The 22,237-nt window shown below is 73.2% G+C and carries 21 protein-coding genes; 10 read left to right on the forward strand and 11 right to left on the reverse strand.

The features are described 5' to 3' along the window. Positions 1-12: 12 nt before the first annotated feature. Positions 13-1,542, reverse strand: coding sequence for an arabinogalactan endo-1,4-beta-galactosidase (locus VFZ92_RS20490; RefSeq protein ID WP_330877591.1), 1,530 nt, complete (start codon positions 1,540-1,542; stop codon positions 13-15). A gap of 18 nt (positions 1,543-1,560) precedes the next feature. Continuing rightward, positions 1,561-3,600 carry a beta-galactosidase gene (locus tag VFZ92_RS20495; RefSeq protein ID WP_330877592.1) on the reverse strand — a complete coding sequence of 680 codons (2,040 nt, stop codon included), beginning with the start codon at positions 3,598-3,600 and terminating at the stop codon, positions 1,561-1,563. 171 nt (positions 3,601-3,771) lie between these two features. Between VFZ92_RS20495 and VFZ92_RS20500 the strand changes: the two genes are divergently transcribed. Genes VFZ92_RS20500 through VFZ92_RS20515 form a run of 4 tightly spaced genes read left to right on the forward strand, consistent with a single transcriptional unit; the run spans position 3,772 to position 7,851 of the window. Further along, positions 3,772-5,061: an extracellular solute-binding protein gene (locus VFZ92_RS20500; protein WP_330877593.1), complete on the forward strand. Its 1,290-nt coding sequence runs from the start codon at positions 3,772-3,774 to the stop codon at positions 5,059-5,061. A 3-nt stretch (positions 5,062-5,064) separates the two neighbouring features. Continuing rightward, positions 5,065-5,988, forward strand: a complete 924-nt coding sequence (locus VFZ92_RS20505; RefSeq protein WP_330877594.1) for a sugar ABC transporter permease — start codon at positions 5,065-5,067, stop codon at positions 5,986-5,988. Then, on the forward strand, positions 5,985-6,818 hold the full coding sequence (locus tag VFZ92_RS20510; RefSeq protein WP_330877595.1) for a carbohydrate ABC transporter permease: 834 nt from the start codon (positions 5,985-5,987) through the stop codon (positions 6,816-6,818). The genes VFZ92_RS20505 and VFZ92_RS20510 overlap by 4 nt, the downstream gene beginning before the upstream one ends. A gap of 13 nt (positions 6,819-6,831) precedes the next feature. Beyond that, the gene (locus tag VFZ92_RS20515) at positions 6,832-7,851 is read left to right on the forward strand and encodes a LacI family DNA-binding transcriptional regulator (protein ID WP_330877596.1); all 1,020 of its coding nucleotides are present in this window, start codon (positions 6,832-6,834) and stop codon (positions 7,849-7,851) included. Between the two features lie 87 nt (positions 7,852-7,938). Here the strand turns inward: VFZ92_RS20515 and VFZ92_RS20520 are convergent, their stop codons facing one another. The 8 genes from VFZ92_RS20520 to VFZ92_RS20555 all read right to left on the reverse strand — a co-directional run bounded on the left by VFZ92_RS20520 (position 7,939) and on the right by VFZ92_RS20555 (position 15,881). Beyond that, positions 7,939-8,904, reverse strand: coding sequence for a zinc-binding dehydrogenase (locus VFZ92_RS20520; RefSeq protein WP_330877597.1), 966 nt, complete (start codon positions 8,902-8,904; stop codon positions 7,939-7,941). Positions 8,905-9,007: 103 nt separating this feature from the next. Then, positions 9,008-9,334, reverse strand: coding sequence for a J domain-containing protein (locus VFZ92_RS20525; protein ID WP_330877598.1), 327 nt, complete (start codon positions 9,332-9,334; stop codon positions 9,008-9,010). 2 nt (positions 9,335-9,336) lie between these two features. Beyond that, positions 9,337-9,756 carry a hypothetical protein gene (locus tag VFZ92_RS20530; protein WP_330877599.1) on the reverse strand — a complete coding sequence of 140 codons (420 nt, stop codon included), beginning with the start codon at positions 9,754-9,756 and terminating at the stop codon, positions 9,337-9,339. A 227-nt stretch (positions 9,757-9,983) separates the two neighbouring features. Then, on the reverse strand, positions 9,984-10,253 hold the full coding sequence (locus VFZ92_RS20535; protein ID WP_330877600.1) for a hypothetical protein: 270 nt from the start codon (positions 10,251-10,253) through the stop codon (positions 9,984-9,986). Positions 10,254-10,335: 82 nt separating this feature from the next. After that, positions 10,336-10,779, reverse strand: a complete 444-nt coding sequence (locus tag VFZ92_RS20540; protein WP_330877601.1) for an Hsp20/alpha crystallin family protein — start codon at positions 10,777-10,779, stop codon at positions 10,336-10,338. Positions 10,780-10,908: 129 nt separating this feature from the next. Then, a complete protein-coding gene (locus tag VFZ92_RS20545) occupies positions 10,909-14,541 on the reverse strand; it encodes a DEAD/DEAH box helicase (RefSeq protein ID WP_330877602.1) in 3,633 nt (1,210 codons plus the stop codon). A 43-nt stretch (positions 14,542-14,584) separates the two neighbouring features. Continuing rightward, positions 14,585-15,073, reverse strand: a complete 489-nt coding sequence (locus VFZ92_RS20550) for a DUF664 domain-containing protein (protein WP_330877603.1) — start codon at positions 15,071-15,073, stop codon at positions 14,585-14,587. 178 nt (positions 15,074-15,251) lie between these two features. Next, positions 15,252-15,881 carry a TetR/AcrR family transcriptional regulator C-terminal domain-containing protein gene (locus tag VFZ92_RS20555; protein ID WP_330877604.1) on the reverse strand — a complete coding sequence of 210 codons (630 nt, stop codon included), beginning with the start codon at positions 15,879-15,881 and terminating at the stop codon, positions 15,252-15,254. A gap of 84 nt (positions 15,882-15,965) precedes the next feature. On the opposite strand from VFZ92_RS20555, the gene VFZ92_RS20560 reads away from it, so the two are divergent. The 4 genes from VFZ92_RS20560 (at position 15,966) to VFZ92_RS20575 (ending at position 20,249) form a co-directional block, all read left to right on the forward strand. Next, on the forward strand, positions 15,966-16,457 hold the full coding sequence (locus tag VFZ92_RS20560) for an ester cyclase (RefSeq protein WP_330877605.1): 492 nt from the start codon (positions 15,966-15,968) through the stop codon (positions 16,455-16,457). After that, positions 16,454-17,542 (forward strand): hypothetical protein, encoded by a 1,089-nt coding sequence (locus tag VFZ92_RS20565; protein WP_330877606.1) that lies wholly within the window; start codon positions 16,454-16,456, stop codon positions 17,540-17,542. Before VFZ92_RS20560 ends, VFZ92_RS20565 begins: the two co-directional genes overlap by 4 nt. 616 nt (positions 17,543-18,158) lie before the next feature. Next, entirely contained in the window at positions 18,159-19,688 is a 1,530-nt protein-coding gene (locus tag VFZ92_RS20570) for a glycoside hydrolase family 43 protein (protein WP_330877607.1), read from the forward strand. Between the two features lie 123 nt (positions 19,689-19,811). Beyond that, positions 19,812-20,249, forward strand: a complete 438-nt coding sequence (locus VFZ92_RS20575) for a hypothetical protein (RefSeq protein ID WP_330877608.1) — start codon at positions 19,812-19,814, stop codon at positions 20,247-20,249. Positions 20,250-20,265: 16 nt separating this feature from the next. On the opposite strand, the gene VFZ92_RS20580 is transcribed toward VFZ92_RS20575, so the two are convergent. Continuing rightward, positions 20,266-20,832: a histidine phosphatase family protein gene (locus VFZ92_RS20580; RefSeq protein WP_330877609.1), complete on the reverse strand. Its 567-nt coding sequence runs from the start codon at positions 20,830-20,832 to the stop codon at positions 20,266-20,268. Positions 20,833-21,264: 432 nt separating this feature from the next. Here VFZ92_RS20580 and VFZ92_RS20585 point away from each other — a divergent pair, with 432 nt between their 5' ends. Then, entirely contained in the window at positions 21,265-21,471 is a 207-nt protein-coding gene (locus VFZ92_RS20585) for a hypothetical protein (RefSeq protein WP_330877610.1), read from the forward strand. Positions 21,472-21,781: 310 nt separating this feature from the next. Beyond that, positions 21,782-22,237: discoidin domain-containing protein (locus tag VFZ92_RS20590; protein ID WP_330877612.1), on the forward strand; the 456-nt coding region annotated here is incomplete at its 3' end.

The raw sequence follows: 22,237 nt of genomic DNA on the forward strand, positions 1-22,237 counted from the left end.
GCCGGGCACCGGTCACCCGGCGAACGCCGTGATCGCGGGCAGCGCCGTGCCGGACCAGTCGAACAGGGCCTGGTTGTCCCACCCGTCACCGGAGTTCGGGTTGTCGGGGTCCCAGCCGTTGCCGGGCACGGCGGTCCAGGTCGGCTCCCAGTAGACGACGCCGAGCCCCCTCGGCACGGCCCGCACGACGGCGAGCACGTCGCGGAAGTTCGCGAGCTGCCCCTCCGAGGTGGCGGGGTAGCCGGGGACCAGCAGGGACGGGTCGCTGAAGGCGTTCCGCTCGAAGTCGGCGTCGGCCATGGTGAACGGGTAGGCGGTCTCGGCCACCAGCACGTCCCTGCCGTAGCGGGCGGTCACGTCGAACAGCGTCCGCTGGAGCTCGCCGAGCGTGCCGTGCCAGTAGCCGTAGTAGGACAGGGCGATGACGTCGAACGGCACGCCCCTGGACACGGCGTTGTCGAACCACCACCGCACGTCCGCGCCGCGGGCGCCGTTGGCGACGTGCAGCACGACCCTGGTCGACGGCGACACGGCCTTCACCGCGCCGGCACCGCTGGTGAGCAGCCGGGCGAGCTGGTCCCAGTTGTCGATCGACCCCTCGGGCCACAGCATCCCCGAGTTGGTCTCGTTGCCGACCTGCGCCATGTCCGCCGTCGTCCCCTGCGCCTTCAAGGCGTTCAGCACGTCGAAGGTGTGGTCGTAGACGGCCTTCGACAGCCCGGCGACGTCGTAGGACGCCCACGCGGCGGGCTTGTGCTGCTTGCCGGGGTCGGCCCAGGTGTCGGAGTAGTGGAAGTCGATCAGCAGCCCGAGGCCGAGCGCCTTGACCCGCCTGGCCATCGCGAGCACGTCGTCCCTGTCGTTGTAGCCGTCCGCCGGGTTCACCCACACCTTGAGCCGGACGTAGGTGGCGCCGTTGGCCTTCAGGATCGCCAGGGCGTCCTGCCGCGCGCCCGACGCGGTGCGGTAGACGGCGCCGTGGTCCTCGCCCTTCTTCAGGCTCGACACGTCGCCGCCGCGGATCGCGAGCGACGCGCGCCCGGCGGTGAAGCGGACGTCGTCGAAGTTCGCCCACGTCCCGGCCTTCCCCCTCGACACCAGGGCGATCGTGCAGCGGCCGGTGGTGACCTGTGCGGACACCACGAGGTCGATCCACAGCGCGCCCGCGCTGATCGGCAGGGACGCGCGCTGCTCGGCGCCGCCGCAGTCCCGCAGGGCGATGTGGGACGTGCCGCCGGAGCGCACCCACACCCGCAGCGTGTGCCAGCCGTTCGACACGCCCGTCAGGGTCTGGCGGGTCTCGACCTCGTAGGCCGAGGCAGAGTAGTGGGACAGCCGGTAGGAGCCCGAGCGGCCACCGGCCTCGGTGAACGACGCGCCGAGCGTGCCGCCGGTCGTCCACCCGGCGGGGGTGGCCGTGCCCCCGTCGGCCTCGAACCCCGCGTTGGTCGGGGTCGCGGCGGCGCTCGCGGTGGCGGGTGACAGGCCCGTCGCCAACACCAGCGCCGTGACCACGGCGAGCAGTCGTCGTGGTGAGTTCATGGTCGTCCCTCCTGAACCTCAGGTCACGCGCACCACGGCCACACCGCCGGGTGCGACGAGCAGGTCCGGGCCGCAGGTCCGCCCGGAGAGCAGTTCCGTGCCGCGGGCGTCGACGCGCACCGCGTGGTCGTTGTGGTTGACGACGAACAGGTACTCGGCGTCGGCGCCCGCGCGCCGGACGACCTCCACGTCGGCCGGCAGGTCCACGCGCGGGTCGATCCCCGCGTCCACGCACGCGTCGTGCAGGACCGGGCCCAGCGCGGCGGTGTCCATCCTCGTCGAGACGTACCAGGCGATCCCGGCGCCGAACCGGTGGCGCGTGACGGCCGGACCGCCCGCGCTCGGTCCGTCGACGTACCGGACGACGGACTCCGCGCCGGTGAGCAGCACCTCCTCCGCCCACGTGTCGGCGTGCGCTCCGCCGTCGAGCAGCACCCGCTCCCCCGCGCGCAGCGGCAGGACCTCCTCCACCTCCACGCCGAGCACCTCGCGCAGCGCGCCGGGAAAGGGGCCGGGGTGGACGGTGTCGTTGGCGTCGACGATGCCGGAGAAGTACGACACCACCAGGGTTCCGCCGCCGCGCACGTACTCGGTCAGCACCGCGGCGGCGGCCGGGGTCGTGAGGTACAGCGAGGGCACGACGACGAGCGGGTAGCCGTCGAGACCGGTCCCCGGCCGGACGAAGTCGACGGTGAGGTGGGCGTCCCAGAGCAGTTCGTAGAACGCGCCGACGCGGTCGCGGTAGTCCAGTTCGGACGACGGCCGCCAGTCGAGTTCCAGCGCCCACCACGACTCCCAGTCCCACAGCACCGCCACGTCGGCGAGCACCAGGCTGCCGCGCAGCTCCTCCAGCCCGGCGAGGTGGCCGCCGAGCCGGACGACGTCGTGCCACACCCGGCTGCGGGTGCCCGAGTGGGGCAGCATGGCCGAGTGGAACTTCTCCGCGCCGAAGCGGGAAGCGCGCCACTGGAAGAACATCACCGCGTCGGCTCCCCTGGCGACGTGGGTGACGCTGTTGCGCACCATCTCCCCCGGCCGCTTGGCGACGTTGCGCGGCTGCCAGTTCACCGCGCTGGTGGAGTGCTCCATGAGCATCCACGGCCGCCCGCCCGCCACCGAGCGGGTGAGGTCGGCCGACATCGCCAGGTCGACGTGGTTCCGGTCGGCCTCGGCGGTCAGGTAGTGGTCGTTGGCCACCACGTCGACCTCGGACGCCCAGCGCCAGTAGTCGATGGACTTGCAGTTGGTGGTCATGAAGTTGGTGGTGACGGGGACACCGGGCGACCGCTCGTGCAGGACGTCGCGCTCGGCGCGGAAGCAGTCCAGCAGCTCGTCGGAGCAGAAGCGCAGGAAGTCCAGCCGCTGCGCGGGGTTCACCGTCGTGCCGCTGGTGCGCGGCGGCTCGACCTCCTCCCACTCGCCGTAGCGCTGGCCCCAGAAGGTGGTGCCCCACGCGGAGTTCAGCGTCGCGAGGTCGCCGTGCCGCCGCCGCAGCCACCGGCGGAACGCGGCGGCCGACTCCGGGCAGTAGCAGGAGCCCACGGGGGCGCCGTACTCGTTGTGCACGTGCCACATCGCCAGCGCGGGGTGCTCGGCGTACCGCTCGGCCAGTGCCGTGGTGATGCCCAGCGCCGCGGCCCGGTAGGCGGGCGCGCTCGGGCAGAACGTCGCCCGTGAGCCGAGTTCGAGCACGACGCCGTTGTGGTCGACCGGCCGGACGTCGGGGTGCGCGCGGTAGAGCCACGCGGGTGGCGCGACCGTCGGGGTCGCCAGGTTCGCCCCGATCCCCGCGCCGTTCAGCAGGTCGAGCAGGCGGTCGAGCCAGCCGAAGTCGTGCTCGCCGGGCCGGGGTTCGAGCAGCGCCCAGGAGTGGATGCCGACGCTGACCAGGTTGACCCCGGCCCGCCGCATCAGCTCGACGTCCTCCAGCCACACGTGCTCGGGCCACTGCTCGGGGTTGTAGTCGCCGCCGAACACCATCCCGTCGATCCCGACGGGCGTCGGCGGGGCGTCCGCCCGGAGGCCCGGCACGGCCCGCCCTCGCACCACACTGCCCATGAAATCTCCAGGTTTTGGGAACGTTCACAGTTGGTTTACCAGGCTACTTCCCTGTTGCAGAGCCGCGTCAAGCGGTTGACAGGACGCACCTGGGCGCAACTACTGTGCACGTTCACAGCGCTCGTCCTCGCCGGTGCAGTCGCTGGCGACGCTGACCCGACCGGAGACCCCATGCGACTCGACATCGCCAGGAAGGCCGTGGCGGCAGGCCTCGGCCTCGCCCTGCTGGCAGGCTGCGGGAGCAGCGGAGGCCAGGACCCCGAAGGTCCCACCGAGCTGAGCTTCTGGGCCTGGGCGCCCAACATCGAGAAGGTCGTCGACCGGTGGAACGCCTCCCACCCCGACCGCAAGGTCGTGATGAGCAAGCAGGCCCAGGGCGACGACCTGGTCACCAAGCTGCTCACCAGCGCCAAGGCGGGCAGCGGGCCGGACCTGGCGCAGGTCGAGTTCCAGGCGCTGCCCACGCTCGTGAGCAACGACGTGCTGGCCGACGTCTCCGCCGACGCGGCGGCGGTGGAGGGCGAGTTCCCCGAGGGCGTGTGGCAGCAGGTCACGCTGGGGGGCGACGGCGTGTACGCGATCCCGCAGGACTCCGGGCCGATGATGTTCTACTACCGCGCCGACCTGTTCCAGCAGTACGGCCTGACCGTCCCCACGACCTGGGACGAGTACGCGCGGACGGCCAGGACCCTGCGGTCCAGGGCACCCGACAGGTTCCTCGGCACGTTCTCCTCCAACGACCCCGGCTGGTTCGCGGGCCTCGCGCAGCAGGCGGGCGGCTCGTGGTGGAGCATCGACGGCGACACCTGGAGGGTCTCGATCGACGACGCGGCCACGAGGAAGGTCGCCGCGTACTGGAGCGGCCTGGTCGCCGAGGGCGCGGTCGACAAGACCCCGATGTACACGCCGGAGTGGAACAAGGCCCTCAACGACGGCACCCAGATCGGCTGGGTCAGCGCCGTGTGGGCGCCCGGCGTGCTCGCGGGCAACGCGGGGGGCACCCTCGGCCGGTGGGCCATGGCTCCCCTGCCGCAGTGGGACGCCGCGTCGCCGCGCACCGGCAACTGGGGCGGGTCGACCACGGCGGTGATGTCGGCGTCGACGAAGCGGAAGGCCGCCGCGGAGTTCGCGATCTGGCTCAACACCGACCCGGAGGCGGTCGCCGCGCTGGTGACCGACAGCGGGGTCTACCCCGCGGCGACCAAGGCCCAGACCGGGTCGGCGCTGGAGCAGCCACCCGCGTTCTTCCCGGCGCAGGAGGACTTCTACCCCACCGCCCAGAAGATCGCCTCGACCGCCGCGAGCTTCACCTGGGGACCGAACGTCAACGTCGCCTACACCGCGTACAAGAACGCCTTCGGCGCCGCGATCACCGCCGGGACCGACCTGGTGCCCGCGCTCTCGGAGGTGCAGCGGGCGACGATCGACGACATGCGGGCCAGCGGGTTCAAGGTCGGCTGACCGGTGCCCTCCACGACGTCCCGCCGACGGCGGGCGGGAGCGGCGACGCCCTACCTGTTCGTCGCCCCCGCGGTGGTCCTGTTCCTGCTGGTGCTCGCGCTCCCCATCGCGTACACCGTCTACCTGAGCCTGTTCCGGACCGAGGTGAGCGGGCTCGGGCTCGGCAGGGGCAGCCGCAGGGAGGTCTTCGCCGGGCTCGGCAACTACGCGCGCACCCTCACCGACTCGGAGATGGGGGCGGGCGCGCTGCGCGTGCTCGGGTACGGCGCGCTGCTCGTGCCGACGATGCTGCTGCTGGCGCTGGTGTTCGCGCTGCTGCTGGACGAGGACCGCGTACGGGCGCGCGGCTTCTCCCGCATCGCGATCTTCCTGCCGTACGCGGTCCCCGGCGTGATCGCGACGCTGCTGTGGGGGTTCCTGTACCTGCCGTCCACGAGCCCGTTCGCGCAACTGCTGGACGAGCTGTCGCTGCCGGAGGTGGACCTGCTGTCGCCGACGGGGATCTACTTCGCGCTGGCCAACATCGCCGTGTGGGGAGGCGTGGGCTACAACACGATCGTCCTCCACACGGCGCTGCGGTCGATCCCGCGCGACCTCTACGAGGCGGCGCGGATCGACGGCTGCTCGGCGTGGCAGGTCGCGCTGCGGATCAAGGTCCCGCTCGTCGCGCCCGCGCTCGTGCTGACGACGCTGTTCTCCGTCGTCGCGACGCTCCAGGTGTTCGCGGAGCCGACCACGTTGGCGCCGCTGACCAACTCGCTGTCGCGCACGTGGAGCCCGCTGATGAAGGTCTACCAGGACGCGTTCGCCCGCGGCGACGTCCACTCCGCCGCGGCGGCCTCCGTGGTCATCGCCGCGGTGATGTTCGTGCTGTCCTCCGGTCTGCTGCGGATCACCCGGTCGCGGGCGTTCGGCGGTGAGCGGTGAGGCGCGCGCTCGGCGCGCTGCCCACGCTCGTGCTGCTGGTCGGCGCCGCCTACTGCCTCCTGCCGGTCGCGTGGGTCGTGGTGGCCTCGACCAAGAGCGGCGGCGAGCTGTTCTCCACGTCCACGTTCTCGCCGGGCACGGCCGCCCTGGCCAACCTGGGCGACCTGTCGTCCTACCGGGACGGTCTGTTCTGGCGCTGGATGGCGAACTCCGCGCTCTACGCGGGCGTCGGCGCGCTGCTGTCGGCCGCGCTGTCCGGGCTCACCGGGTACGCGCTGGCGAAGTTCGCCTTCCGCGGACGCTCGCTGGTGTTCAACGCCCTGATCGCCGGGGTGCTGGTCCCGTCGGTCGTGCTGGCCGTCCCCCAGTACCTGCTGATCTCCGAGGTCGGGCTGGCCGACACCCACCTGTCGGTGCTGGTGCCCAGCGTGCTCAGCCCGTACGGGATCTACCTGGCCCGGATCTACGCGGCGGCGGCCGTGCCGGACGACGTCGTGGAGGCCGCCCGCACCGACGGGGCGGGCGAGGGCCGGATCCTGTGGTCGGTCGCGGCGCCGATGATGGTGCCCGGACTGGTCACCGTGTTCCTGTTCCAGTTCGTCGCGATCTGGAACAACTTCCTGCTGCCGTTCATCATGCTCGGCGACGACGGGAAGTTCCCGGTGACGCTCGGGCTGTACACGATGCTCAACCAGGGCAACACCACGCCCGCCCTCTACACCCTCGCCATCGTCGGCTCGCTCGTGTCGGTGCTGCCTCTGATCGCGCTGTTCCTCACGCTCCAGCGATACTGGCGCGTGGACCTGCTCTCCGGAGCGGTGAAGGCGTGAAGGGAAGTGGGCCATGACCGGCAGGCTGGGCAAGAGCAGGGCGCGACCCACCATCCACGACGTGGCCGCCGAGGCAGGCGTGTCCAGGGGCACGGTGTCGCGCGCGCTCAACGGTGGCCGCAACGTCAGCCCGGTGGCGCTGGAGGCCGTGCTGGCGGCGGTGCGCAAGACCGGGTACGTGGCGAACTCCGCGGCGCGCAGCCTGGTGACGCAGCGGGCGCACTCGATCGCGTTCGTCCTCACCGAACCGCAGAGCAGGCTGTTCGAGGACCCGAACTTCAGCATCCTGCTCCAGGCGTGCACGCAGGAGCTGGCCGAGCACGACCTGCCGCTGCTGCTGATGACGGCCAGCAGCGACGTCGAGCGCAAGCGCACCAGCCGGTTCCTCGCCGCGGGCCACGTCGACGGCGTGCTGCTGGTGTCGTCGCACACCGGCAACCCGCTGGTCGACGAGCTGGTCCAGTTCGACATCCCGGTCGTGACCTGCGGCAAGCCACTGGGCCACGAGGGCGTGGTCGCCTACGCCGCCGCGGACGACCGGGCGGGTGCCAGGTCGATGGTGCGCCACCTGCGGGAGCGCGGCAGGACCAGGATCGCGACGATCACCGGCCCGCTCGACACCCCCGGCGGGGTGGAGCGGCTGGCGGGCTACCGCGACGTCCTCGGCGCCGACGCCGCGCCCGCGCTGATCGCGCACGGCGACTACACCCGTGCGGGCGGCGAGGCGGCCATGGCCGAGCTGCTGGCGAAGGCGCCGGACCTCGACGCGGTGTTCGTCGCGTCCGACCTCATGGCGGCGGGCGCGCTCACCGTGCTCCAGGACGCGGGCCTGCGGGTGCCGAGGGACGTGGCGTTGGGCGGTTTCGACGACTCCGGCATCGCCTCGACGACCCGGCCCGCGCTCACGACCGTGCGGCAGCCGTTCGAGCGGATCACCCGCGAGATGGTGCGCCTGCTGCTGGACCTGGTCGCGGGCCTGCCGCCCGCCGCGGCGCTGCTGCCGACCGAGCTGGTGGTCCGCGACTCGACCTGACGGCACGCCGACCCCGCGATGCTCCCGCTCCACCCACCCGGACGCCTGCTGGAGGTGACCGACCAGCTCGTCGCCGAACCGGCGGACCTAGGGGACCAGCACGAGCTTGCCGACGACCTCGCGCGCTTCGAGCCTGCGGTGGGCGTCGGCGGCCCCGGCCAGCGGCATCGTGGTCACCACGGGGTTCACCGCCCCGCGCCCCACCAGGTCCACGAGGTGGGCCAGGTCGGTGCGGAACGCGGCGGGGTCCCTGTTCGCCCTCGCCGCGACCTGGTAGTTGACCACCTTCGGACCGGGCTCGACCTTCGCGCGCGCCAACGCCGCCACGGCGCGTGCCAGACCACCGACCTTCGACAGGTCCGCGGCGACGGCGAAGCTCATGCCGTACGACACCACCACCCCACCCCGGCCGGTGGCCCGTCGGCTGGCGGCCAGCGACGGCCCGCCGACGGCGTCGAAGGTGGCGTCCACCGGCTCCGGCACCGCGGCCTGGTCGGCGACCACCGCGACACCGCGGGCCTCCAGCACCGCGCGACGGCTCGCGGACGCGGTGCCGAACACCCGGATCCCCCGTCCCGCGGCCAGTTCGGTCAGCGCGGACCCGATTCCTCCCGCGGCCCCGAGCACCAGGATCGAGCCGCCCGTCTCGACGCGGGCCACGCGGTGCAGCATCTGCCACGCGGTCAGGTAGTTCAGGACGAGGGCGGTGACCGCGGCGGCGTCCAGACCGTCCGGAACGGGCACCGCCAACGCCGCCCTCGCCACCGCGTGGGTCGCGTACCCGCCGGTGACCGTCAACGCCGCCACCCGCTGCCCGACCGCGACCCCGTCCACCCCGTGCCCGACGGCCGAGACGCGCCCGACCACGTCGTAGCCCGGCACCACCGGCAGCGTGCCGGGGAACCGGCCCTGCCGGAGCTGGACGTCACCGAACGCCACCCCGGCGGCCTCCACCGCGATGACGACCTCGCCCGTTCCGGGCACGGGCACCGCCACCCGTTCCAGGAGGAGCGCGTCTGGGCCGCCTGGACGGCGAACAACGATCCGCGTCATCTGGTCCACCGTCGGAATACTTGACTTACTCATTGATACAGTCAAGCACATGTCGCACCGAGGTCGTCACCGGAGCCCGACCCGGCACCGCCGAGGACCCGCGTCACCCCGGATGACGACGCACCGGGCCCGCCCGCAGGTCCGGCTCCCGCCGTGGAGCGGGGTGGTGGACGCGCACGGGGACGCGGGTCGGACCTGGTCGGGGGTGTTCGGCGTCGTGGGCCGCGCGGCGGCCGGGATCGCGGAGCACCGCGTAGGCCGCCAGCACGTCGGCCAGGCGAGCGGCGTCCCCCGTGTCGTCGCCGGTGTCGGGGTGCAGGGCGCGGACCAGCACGCGGTACGCCTCGGTCACCTGCGCGGGGGTCGCGTCGCGCGGCACCCCCAGCACCCCGTACGGGTCCGGCGGTGGCGGACGGTGCCACCCCGACACGGTCAGGCGCCCTTCCGCGACGTGCCCGGCCCGGACGGGTCGGCCCCCCGGTGGACCTCCAGGTGGCTCAGCGCGGCGTAGACGTCCCGCGCCGCCCGCTGGGCGTCCTCCAGCGCGTGGCGCAGCTCGGCGAGACCGCGGCACGCGCGGGCGATCTGGTCGGCGGGAGCGCCGTCGTCGGCGAGCACCGAGTACCGGTGCGGGCCGGCGCCGATCCGCGACGCCAGCGCGGCGGCGAGGTCGCCGAGCGTCCCGAACAGGTGGATCATCTGCCAGCTCTCCCGGCTCATGACCACGGGGTCGGGTGTCCGTTCGGGGTCGAGGTGGGCGCGGATCGACCGCTCGGCGGCGCGCGTGGCGTCGGCGAGCGCCGTGGCCAGGACGCCTGCCCTGGTGCGCGTCCTGGGGTGGGACCGGTTCATCTCTGCACTCCACGCCAGTCGGTTCGTCCTGTTCTGCTCCGGGGGTCGGGGGGTCGGGGGGACGGGCCGCGGGGTGCGGCCACGACGAGGGGCGCCGCGCGGTGGCGTCACGAGACGCGGTGCGGGTGTCGTCCGCCGAGCGGACACCCGCGAAGTGGTGGGCGGTCGCCCCCTCGTCGAGCACGCGAACCTCGATGTCGGTCGGCATCACCTCCTGTTCGAACGCCTCACACCGGCGGGGGCGACCGCTCCCGCTCGCCGATCAGGTCGTCGTGGTCGTCGCTCCCCGCGGGCGCGGGCGGCTCGGCGGGTCGACGGCCGCGCGGGGGCGAGGGGCGCGGGCGCCGCCGCGGGGCGGGCGCGCCGAAGTTGGCTGACACGATCGCGGCGAACTCCTCGCGGACCCAGGCGGGTTCGGCGGACAGGACGTCGGCGAACCCGCCCCGGACCGAGCGCTCGTCGCGACGGGCAGTGGTGTGCGAGCTGTCGCCTTCCACGTCAACCTCCCGTGGCACGGGCGGGAACCCCGTCGAACGGCCCTCCGCCGCGCGGGCGGAGGGACCCGTTCGCCGTCGGGGATCAGGCGTTGATCTGCTTGGCGTCCTCGCGCTCGGCCGCGCCCGCGATGGCGATCTTGCGGGGCTTCGCCCTCTCCAGCACCGGGATGCGCAGCGTGAGCACGCCCGCCTCGTAGTTCGCCGTGATGCGATCGGTGTCGAGGGTGTCGCCGAGGAACAGCTGGCGGGAGAACACGCCCAGCGGACGTTCGGCGACCTGCATCTCGACGTCGTCGCCGTGAGCGGTCGGACGCCGCTCGGCCTTGATCGTCAGGACGTTCCGCTCGACGTCCAGGTCGATGGCGTCGGGCGACACACCCGGCAGGTCGAACGCCACGACGAACTCGTCGCCGTCGCGGTAGGCGTCCAGCGGCATCGTCGCGGGCCGCGACCACGTGCCCGGCCTGCCGAACACCTGCTGCGCCAGCCGGTCCAGCTCCCGGAACGGGTCAGTGCGCATCAACATCCGGCACCTCCTCGAATGTCTGTCGTCTGCTGTCAACGCGCACGTACTTTCTACCATGTCGTCCGAACGATGACAACAGCAATGTCATCGTTCGGACGACATTTTTTTGGAGCGCCGGGAGACCGCGGCTCAGGCCGACCCGAACCCCCGGCGGAGCGGACGCGCGGGCGGGAGGTCCTCCTCCTCGGGGTCCGCGAGCCGGTCGTACGCGGCGAGCCACCCCGTGGCGCGGTAGTCGCCGCGGCGGGTGAACACCGCGACCCCGGCGTCGGCGTCGGACTCCGGGTCGCGCGGGTTGTCGACGTCCGTGGTCGCCTTCGTCACCACGGCGGGCCCCCTGACCCTGCCCCGCCAGGCGATGGCGACCGCGCCCGCGATCCCGGACACCACCGCCCCGGTCTCCCCCTCGACGATCCGCGCGCCCGTGACGCGGTCGCGCAGCAGCGCCGTGTACCCGGCCTGGTCGAGTTCGCAGCCGGTCGGCGGCACACCGGGGTTCCAGTCCGGCGCGCGCAGCCCGGACCCCACCGCCGACCGCCACATCACCGGGACGACGTCCTTCGCGCGGGCACGGGTGGCCATCTGCTCGCACAGCCACAGCAGCCGTCCGGCGCCGCGCCGGGGCACCAGGTGCCGCCACCGGACCCGCTGGTCCAGGTCGGCGGCGACGATCGCGATCCACGGGTGCACCGTGCCCAGCACGCCCTGGGCCGCCAGCCACGCCAGGTAGCGCGGCGCCTGTTCCATCACCGGGTAGATCGTGGCCAGCGGGATGCCCGCCACGACCCGGCGCGGCGCGCGGAACAGGTGCGGTGAGCGGGCGGTGACCAGCAGCGCGGCCCACGCGAGGTCGCCCGGCGCGGTCGACGCGGAGGACCCCAGGCCCTTGATGGACGTGGTGTGGGTGATCCGGGAGGTCCGGCCGCCCGCCTTGATGGCGGTCGCGACGGCCGGGCGCACCGCCTCGGCGACCGGCACCCCGGCCAGTTCCGGCACGGCCACCGCCAGCACCAGGCTCAGCGCCTCCTCGGCGGAGTCCGGGTCGCTCGGCACCGGCAGCAGGCCGAGCGTGCGGCGCAGCCGCTGGCCCGTGTAGGTCGAGACCATCATCCGGGCGGTCATCCGCCCGAGTTCGGTGGTGGCCAGCACGAGGTCGTCGCCGCGCCGGACCCCGGTGAGGTACCCCTCCTCGACCAGGAAGTCCACCGCCGCCTGCACCGGTTCCAGGTCGTCGTCACCCTGCGCGTGGGCGAGGGTTTCCACCCACCACGCCTGCGCGTCGGCCAGCGTGGTGATGCGGGCCTGGAGGACCTCGGCGAGCACGTGGTCGGCGAGGCTGTCGTAGATCCGCGAGTACACCGAGTACCCGGCGACCAGTCGGGTCTGCCACGCCGCCCGTTCGGTCTCCTCGGTCAGCAGGTACGACCAGCCCTGCGTCTCCCCCGCGCCGATGCGGCCCGCGCGGCCGAACATCTGCTGCACGGTCGAGGTGTCCATCGGCTCGCCGCCGATCTTGGTGTCCCGCACGACCACCGCCCGCGCGGGCAGGTTGACGCCCGCGGCGACGGTGGAGGTCGCCACGAGCACGTCCGCCTCCCGCGCCCGGAACGCGCGCTCGGCGGCGTGCTTGTGCTCGTAGTCGGCGTAGTGCATCCGCACCCCGACCGACGCGCACACCTCCGTCAGCGCCTCGACGTCGTCGGCGGCGGCCGTGTGCACCGGGGCGCCGCGGGAGGCGGCGACCGCCATCGCGGTCGACCGGACGTTGCGCTTGGACCCGCAGAACACCAGCACGCTGCCCGATTCGGCGGTGTGCCGCTCGGTCAGCTCCACCACGGCCTGCTCGCGCATCCGGCCGCCGGCGGTGAAGCTCGTGCTCGCGGGGATCACCGGTAGCTGCCACGTCACCCGCGACGGCCGCCACGCCGTCGTCACCAGCGTGGCCTGCAACCACTCGGCGACCTCGGCGGCGTTCGACACGGTCGCGGACAGGCCCACGATCCGCACCGGCGACTCCGCGCCCCGCACCCGCGCCAGCAGCGCCTCCAGCAGCGCGCCGCGGCCGGGGCTGCCGAGCAGGTGGATCTCGTCGACCACCAGGCACCCGACCTCACCGAGCGCGGCCTGCAACGACCCGGTCCGGCAGATCGCCTCGAACTTCTCCGTGGTGGCCACCCACAGGTCGGCCTCGCGAACCTTCTCCACGTCGACCGCGTACTCGCCGGACAGCCTTTCGACGCGCAACCCGTTGCGGCGCCACGCTTCCAGCTCGGTGTTCAGCTCGTCGGTCAGCGACCGCTGCGGCACCAGCCACGCGGCCTTGCGCCCGTCCTGGAGGATCGACCGCAGCGCGGCGAGCTTCCCGATCGTGGTCTTGCCCGCCCCCGTCGGCGCGGCGACCAGCAGGTGCTCGTCGGTGTCCAGGATGTGCGGCGCCGCCTGGCTCTGCGCCGGGTTGAGCAGCGGGAAGGACAGGAACGGCAACCACTCCGCGGGCACGAGGTGCTCCGCGGGCATCGAGTCGGGCACGGTCGCGGGGTCGACCGGCTCGTGCAGGTCCCACAGCACCTCGAACGCCAGCAGCGCCGCGAGCGCCCCGTCACCGCCGACCGGGTCGCACCGGTCCGGCACGAGCCCGCCCACCTCGGACAGCCACGCCGAGGCCACGACCGGCGCGAGCCCGCCGGTCGGCCCGACCGAGGAGACCAGTTCCTCCTCGATCCAGTGCGGCACCGACCGGAACGCCACCTCGGCCTGCTTCAACCGCTCCCGCAGGCGATCGAACCGGGGGTGCTCGGGCAGCACCACGCGGACGTCGGCGGTCGGCGGCAGCTCCGGCAGCTCCAGGTGCGGGTCGACGGTCTTGCGCCACCAGACCAGCCGGTGCTCGGTCGACTCCACCAGCGCGGGCGGCAGGACCGGGATGGACGCGGCGGGCGCGGCGGCGACCGCGGTCGAGCCGGTGAGGATCGACCGGATCCGCGCGGCCATGACGGTGGTCGACACCCGCCGCCGCGCGGGGGTGGGCGCTTCCCCAAGGGGCGCAACGGGTTCCGGCTCGACAGGCTCCGACTCGACGGGCTCCGGGGTCGACCGGGGAGGGACCGCGGGGCCGGACTCCCGCCGTGCGGGAGGCGCGCCCTCGGCGTCATCGGGTGCAGGCCGAGCCGCGGCACGCTCCCCTGGAGCGGGCCGCACACCAGGCTCCGGCCCGGCCGCGGCGCGCTCCCCAGCCACGGGCGGCACACCAGGCTCCGGCCGAGCCGCGGCGCGCGTGCGGGGAGCGGGTCGCACGTCCTGGCCGCCGGACTCCGGCTGAGCCGCGGGAGGCGTCGCGCTGTCGGGACCCGACCGGCGCCGTGCCGGGGGTGCGCTCCCGACCGGCGGGGACGGACGGTGTTCGCGGGGCTCGGGACGTTCGAGCGCCGCGAGCTGGGCCTCCTCGCGCAGCCTGCGGGCCACCGACTCCGGCCGCAGTTCCCCGAGCACCGCCCGCTGCGAGAGCTGCAACTCCCGCACCGTGAACGAGGCCGGGCAGGCGGGGCACACGACCGCGGCCTGGAGCTGCTGCCGCCCCTTGTGCGGGTGCGCCCGGTACATGCCGTGCAGCTGCCCGCCGCACCTCGGGCACGTGCGCTCGATCGGCATCGGCGAGTGCTGCCACCCCGGCTCCGCGTAGCGGGCCGTCGCGGGTTCCGGCCGCACACCCCACCGCGCGTGGGCGACGCCGGCGACCGACGTGTCGTTCGACGCCTGGCTCACCTGTCCCCTTCCGCCGCGGCAGCTCGATGCTATGCCAACCGGGCTACCGGGGCCGGGGGCCCGTTCGCTCGTCGAGCGGTTCACGGACCGCGTCGGGGTGGCCCGCGTGACGCGCGGTCTCCTTGACCGCGCGCGGGGCGATCCGGCGCACGGCGGTGATCTCCTCGCCGAGCGGGGACGGGTGGCCGCCCACCGGACGCGGCGACAGCGGCGTGGCGGTGGGGGCGGCGTTCGACCGGCCGCGCTGGTCCCGGAAGGCGAGGACCTCCGACGGTGGTCGGGTGGTGCGCGGCGGGGTGTTCTCGCCCCTCCCCGGCAGGGGTGCCGCGGAGCCGGTGAGAACCTCCTGGAACCAGTGCCGCCCGGCGTGGCCGAGGTGGTCGACCGGACCGAGCGGCGTCCAGCCGGGGGGCGGCACGGCCGTGGTCAGCGCCTCCTCGTCGAGGCCGTCCGCGATCGCGGGCACACCGGCGCGCCGCGCCTCCAGGAACAGCGGCAACGCCGCCTTCTCCCCGTCCTCCACCCGATCCACGCTCCCTCGGTCGCCGAGGGAGCGGACGCTAACAGGGGGGTCCGACAAGAATCGGTTCCCGGTGACGACGACCTCCCAGTCGCCCGTGACCCGACCCTGGTCCTGGGCCACGGCGCGGTGCACGCGGCCGTCGCCCTGCTGGCCGACCTCCCGCGCCGGGACGCCGGTCGGCGCGCCGTCACCGCCGGGGCGGGCCGGCCACGCGGACGGCGAGCGCGTCGAGCACGAGGTCGAGGCCGAAGCGGTACTCGGCCTCGTGGTGGCAGACGGCCAGGTGGCGGGCGGACTCGGTGACGCGGGGCAGTCCGGTCGCCACCAGCGCGGCCTCGCGGGTCTCGTCCGGCGGCCCCGACCCGATCTCGCGGAGCAGCGTGCCGATGACGTAGGCGAGCAGGGTGCGCGACGCGTGGACGGCCTGCTCGGGGTCGAACCCGGCCCTGGCCAGCACGTCCAGGGCGGCCTCGGTCACCGGGACGGCCGGGTACCCGAGCTGGCGGGCCAGGCTCAGCGTCGCCGTGCGCGGGTGGGCCAGGGCCGCCGCGCGGAAGGCGTCGGCCAGCGCGCGGGCGTCGGCGCGCCAGTCCTCCGTGGACGGCGGCAGCGCGAGGTCGGCGAAGACGACCTCGGCGATGGCGTCGAGCACGTCGTCCTTGTTGGCCACGTGGTTGTAGAGCGACATGGCCTCGACGCCGAGTTCCGCGGCGAGCTTGCGCATGCTCAGCGCGTCGACCCCGTGCCGCTCCACCAGCGCCAACGCTCCCGCGACGACCCGCTCGCGGTTCAGCGGCTCGCGTCTTCCCGTGCTCATCGGCGCATCTCCACGTTGACAAGCTTACGGCGTAAGTGGAACCCTGGTGATACTTACAGCGTAAGTCACCAAGGAGTCGACACCGTGCTCACCGACACCCTGCGCGCCACGCGGGAGAAGATCGTCCTCGACCACTTCCACGACGAGGTCGCCCAGCAGTGGGACGACGTCCTCTCGACGTTCCCCCACCCTCGCTACGAGGTGATCGCCACCGGCGCCGTGCACGACGGCGCCGAGGCGGTGCGCGGCTACTACGCCGACACCCGCACCGCGTTCCCCGACCAGCACCACGAGCTGATCCGGCTGCGGCACGGCGACGACGCCGTCATCTGCGAGTTCTACCTGCTGGGCACGCACCTCGGGCCGTTCGGCTCGATCCCGGCCACGGGGAGCACGTTCAAGGTGCGGATGACCGCGTACTTCATCTTCGAGGACGACGTGCTGGTCTGCGAGCGGATCTACTTCGACGTCCTGACGATGCTCAAGCAACTCCTGGGCGGCCTCGACTACAGGAAGCCGAAGAACTGGCTGCTCGTGGTGAAGGCCCTCCTCGGCGCGCGCAAGGAGCTCAGGTGACGCTGCCAGACGCCTCCGACCTGTCCGGGATCGGCACGCCGGTCGACACCTTCGCGGGCCTGGCCGCCGTCGGCGGCGGTTTCGGCGCGAAGCTCGCGTGGGTCCGCACCAGGGCCGACGACTTCCGCCGCGAGTTCGCCTCCAGCGGCACCCCCGACCGGATCACCACGTGCGACCTGGTCACCCTCCCCTACCCCACCAGGTTCGGCCTGTTCCGCGCCGCGCTGTCCCCCGCCCCGTTCCTGACGATCACCAACCGGATGCTGGTGATCCGCTGGACCGAGACCGACGGTCGCGTGCGGACGCTGCTGTTCGAGCCGAGCGACGTGGAACTGGGCCGCAACACCCCGTACTTCGCCGCGCTGGCCAAGAAGACGCCCTCCGTGCTGGAGCGCCTCCTGGTCACCGGCAACCCCTCCGTCGGCGACCACCTGGCCCGGCTCGGCATCCGCCCCGAGGACGTCGACTACCTGGTGTTCGACCACCTGCACACGCAGGACCTGCGCCGCTGGGTCGGCACCACCGCGGACCAGCCCGACCTCGGCGGCCCCGTGACGCCGTTCTTCCCCAACGCCAGGCTGGTCGTGCAGCGCGACGAGGTCGCCGCCATGCGCGCCCTGCACCCCCTGCAACGCCCGTGGTACCAGGCCGAGCACTTCGCCGACCTCCGCCCCGAGGCGATCCTCGCGGTCGACGGCGGGGTCCTGCTGGGGCCCGGCGTGGCCGTGGTCCCCACGCCCGGCCACGTGTTCGGCAACCAGACCCTGATGCTCAACACCGACACGGGGATCTGGGCGAGCAGCGAGAACGCCATCGCCACCGAGTGCCTCACCCCGGAGCACAGCAGGCTCCCCGGCGTGCGCCGGTGGACGCGGGACTGGCAGCAGGAGGTGGTGCTGAACGCCAACACCCTGGAGACCACCGCGGACCAGTACAACTCGCTCATCCTGGAGAAGTCCGTCGTGGACCGCTCCCAGGCGGACTCGCGCTTCCTCCAGTTCTTCCCGTCGAGCGAGCTGACCGCCCACTGGATCAGCCCCGGCACCCGCCCCACCTTCACGCACGGGGCGATCAGCCACGGCTAGCGGTGCGACACGCGACGTCGGCCGGGTCGTGGGTCCGGGTTCGGACGGTGAGTCGGGCCGCGCGGCGAACTCGGCCTGGACCCGGTTCACCAGGGATCCGCGGGTGGGCAGGAGCAGGCGCGGGGTCTCCCGGCTGATCGCCGCGGTCGAGCAGGTGCGTTCGCCACCTGGACGACGACCAGGTGGCGAACGAGGTGATGCCCCGGTCGGCGGGAGACCACCGACCCCCCGCTCGTCGAACGCGTGGATCACGCCGCACACGCGACTGTCCTCGACCCGCGTCACCGAGGTCGTGTCCCGGACCGCCCGACCCCGACCGGACATCAACACCACGACCGCCCGACGCAGCTTCACCGGGTTCTTCGCGGTCCGGCTGATCCGCGCCGGCTCCCGACCGCCCTCCACCGACAGCGGACGGACGCACGCTTCCGGACGACGAGCCACAAGCACCTCCCGAGCTGACGTGCGGGAGCAGCCCGCACGTCAGCTCGGAAGACCCGGTCACCGGTCACCCCTCCGAGACGCACCACTGGCGCGGGACCGCTCTTGACCGGTGCAGGACAGGAATCCAGCGGTCCCTGGACACGTCGCCAGGGAACGTGGTCTGATCGACACCATGGATTTACAACGTTGCAAATCCTGGCGGCGCAGCCGTCCGGCCAGGATCACCTCCCTCGCCCTGACCGCACTCCTCCTCGGCGGCGTCGCCCCGGCAGCTCCCACGGCGGGCGCCGCCCCGGCGATCCCCGACTACTCCACGGCCGAAGGCGGCAACCCGTTCGTCGACGGCTGGTACGCCGACCCCGACGTGGCCGTCTACGGCGGCAGGTACTGGGTGTACCCGACGGCCTCGCGCCCGTACTCCGAGCAGACGTACCTGGACGCCTTCTCGTCGACCGACCTGGTCCACTGGACCAAGCACCCCGACATCCTGACCACCGCGAGCGTCTCCTGGGCGAACCGGGCGGTCTGGGCTCCCGCCCCGATCGAACGGGACGGGAAGTACTTCCTGTACTTCGGCGCCAACGACATCCAGAGCAACGCCGAGTCGGGCGGCATCGGGGTGGCCGTGGCGGACAAGCCGGAGGGCCCGTACGTCGACGCGATCGGCGCTCCCCTGGTGGGACAGTTCGTCAACGGCGCGCAGCCGATCGACCAGGACGTGTTCATCGACTCCGACGGGCAGGCCTACCTGTACTACGGCGGCTGGGGCCACGCGAACGTCGCGAAGCTCAACCGCGACATGACCAGCCTCGGCACGTTCCCCGACGGGAGCACGTTCAAGGAGATCACGCCCGAGAACTACACCGAGGGCCCGCAGATGTTCAAGCGGGGCGGCAAGTACTACCTCATGTGGTCCGAGGACGGCTGGACCGGCCCGAACTACTCGGTGTCGTACGCGATCTCCGACTCCCCGCTCGGGCCGTTCGCCAAGATCGACAGGGTGCTGGCGCAGGACCCGGCCGTGGCGAAGGGCTCCGGGCACAACTCGGTGATCAACGTCCCCGGCACGGACACCTGGTACATCCTCTACCACCGCCGCCCGCTGAGCCGGTCGGGCGCGAACGACCGGCAGCTCGCCTACGACCGGATGTCGTTCAACGCCGACGGCACGATCCAGCCGGTGACGATGAAGGTGCGCGACGACTTCCGCGACGACAACGCCCTCGGCTGGGCGACCTACGGCGGGTCGTGGTCCGCGGCGGGCGGTCGGTACGCCACGACGTCCTCCTACGGCGGGAAGGCGTTGCTGGACACCAACTTCGGCAACTTCGTCCAGGACGTGGACGTCACGCCCGCGTCGGCGTCGGGTGACTCCGGGGTCGTGTTCCGGGCCACCCAGCCCGCCGTCGGCACGGACTCCTACCGCGGCTACTACGCCGGGGTGAGCGGATCGGGCCGCGTGGTGCTCGGCAAGGCCGCGAACAACTGGACGCCGCTGGCGTCGGCGGCGCTGACCGTCCGGCCCGGCACCCGCTACCACCTGCGGGTCGAAGCGGTCGGGTCGTCGATCAAGGTGTTCGTGGACGACATGACCACGCCGAAGATCAGCGTGACGGACACGACCTACACCAGCGGCGCGAACGGGGTGCGCGTGTTCGCCACGGGCGCGGCGTTCGACAACGTGGCCATCGCCAAGAGGTAGCCGCCGCGCGCCGGGACCGGTTCGGGTGAACCGGTCCCGGCGCCGGTCGAGCCGCGCTCAGCCCCGCGTGTAGCGGCCGGGGGGAACCTGGGACGGGCGTCCGACCCACCGGAGGTGGCCACGATGATCTGCTGGGACCGTCTCGGCGACGACGTCGTCATCGGCGTCCTGGAGGGCGGCGAACCCGCCGCGCTCCGCGACCTGTTCACCAGGGTGCGCGACCTCGTGGCGCCGGAGCACGCGGCCACGTCGACCGATCCCGCGCTGGCGCGGATCCTCCAGGTCCGCCGCGCCCGCGAGCACGGCGAACCCCCGCTGTGGCCGGACGACGAGGTGTTCGACACCGCGCGCACCATGCTGGACCTCGCGCTCTCCACCATCCCGGACGAGGGCGCCGTGGCCGTGCTCCCGTCGTTCAACCACGTGTTCGCGTGGCTGTGGGCGATCACGGACGTGACCGCCGCGAGCCCGCGGGACGCCCGGTGGCTGGGCGACGTCGCCAGGGCTCTGCACGCCACCGCGAGCGCCGAGCGGGCGCACCGCGTCGACCACTTCTGGTGAGACCCGCTCCCGGAGTTCAGAGACCCGGTCCGGTGACGTCCACCCCGTGCTCGGTGAAGCGGATCCGGTAGACCGCGGGCATCGGCATCGCGTGGACGAACGCGTGGTCCACCCCCGCCACCCCGAACCCGACCAGTGCCCTGGAGACGAACGTGCCGTGGCTGCCGACGACCACGGGTCCGGCCCCGGTCCGCTCCGCGAGCGACGTGAGGGCCGCCGTCGCGCGAGCGGTGAACCGGTGGAGGCTCTCCCCACCCGGCCGGGCGAACCCCGGATCGGCCCAGCTCTCGATGTAGTGGCGCACGAAGTCGGGGGTCGGTTCGAGTCCGGAGTCCCACTCCCGCAGGTCGTGCTCCGTCCGGACCGCCACGCCCACCGACCGGGCGAAGGGCTCGACCGTCTGGACGGCCCGCAGGTACGGGCTGGACGCGACGAGGCCGGGCTCGATGTCGGCGAGTTCGGTGACCAGTTCCTCGGCCTGCGCCAGGCCTGCCGCGGTCAACGGCCTGCGGTACTCGTCCGGCCCGCCGGGGCGGGGGACGCACGACCGGGCGTGCCGGACCAGGACGATGTCGACTCCCACCGCTCCAGTGTGCCAGCGCCCCCGCCGTCCGTCCGGCGGACCAGCGGTCCCCTCCACGCGGCACCGCGGAGGACGCCGACCAGCCGCGGAGATGCCGCGGTGCCGTTCGGCGACGCGCCGAAGCCCGTCGTCGACGGGACGGCGCTCGTCGGGTGCGCGTCGGCGAGCCCGGGTGGGCGGAGACGGCGGCTCGCCGCTCCCCCGGCCGTCCGCGCTCACGCCCGCAGAGCGGGGTGCGCGGAGGTCCGACCCGGAACGACCGGTGGCGAACCGGCCCCAACAGGGCTGCCCGTCACCGGTGTCCGGCGCCCGGTCAGGACGTTCACCCCCACGGAGGTTCCCCCATGCCCGCGGCAACCGCAGGCTTGTTCCGCAAGTACATACGGCCACGAGGTCCTCGTCCTCAAGGCCGACCCCGTCGCGGGCGCGGTCATGATCGCACCGCTCAGCTCGGCCGAGCCAGGGGCAGGCGAGCCCCGCGTCCAGGTGAAGACCTGGTGGAGCGACCACTGGGTGCTGCTCGGCGAGTCGGACGTGGTCGGCGCGACCGACCTGGAGAACTCCTGGACCGGCCCGGACCGGCTGGCGGGCAACCAGCTCGACGCCGTGCTGAGGGAGTACCACCGGACCGTCGTGTGACGGGCGCGCCGGGCGGCCGGCGGGCACGCCGACCGCCCGGCGCTGCGGCGTTCAGGTGACGGACGGGCACGCTGGTGCCCACTCCAGGTGGCCCGGTTCACTCGAACGTGGGTCTTCGTCGCTGCCTGGATCGTTCAACCGACTTCCGCTCCTTGCCCCGTGGAAGAACGCGGCGATACAGTCTGTTAGGAAAGTTTCCTAACTATCTCTGCCTCGTTCCGCCGCGCCAGGCTCGAAGGAGCGCCCCGTGCACCTACCACCACGCCGAACCCTGCCCAGGGTCGCGGCGGTCACCGCGACGGCCCTGGCACTGTCCTCCGCGGTCGCCACCCCGGCGAGCGCGGCCGATGTCCTGCTCTCCCAGGGAAAACCGGTCGTCACGTCCACCACGGAGAGCAGTTCGCTCGGCGGCGCCAAGGCCGTCGACGGCAGCACCACCACCCGGTGGGCGAGCGCCGTGAGCGCCGATCCCCAGTGGCTGCGCGTCGACCTCGGCCAACCGTCCACGGTGAACAGGGTGAAGCTGGACTGGGAGGCCGCCCACGCCACGAAGTACCGGCTGGAGGTCTCCGACGACGGCGTCCGCTTCACCACGATCGCGACGGTGGACGACGGGGACGGCGGCACCGACGACCTGCCCGGCCTGGCCGCGCACGGCCGGTACCTGCGCGTCGTGGGGACCACCCGCGCCACGAAGTACGGCTACTCCCTCTGGGAGGTCAAGGCGTACGGCTCGGCCGACTCGACCGGTGACACCCTGGCGCCG

The sequence above is a fragment of the Umezawaea sp. genome, from assembly GCF_036375055.1.
Taxonomy (GTDB): domain Bacteria; phylum Actinomycetota; class Actinomycetes; order Mycobacteriales; family Pseudonocardiaceae; genus Umezawaea.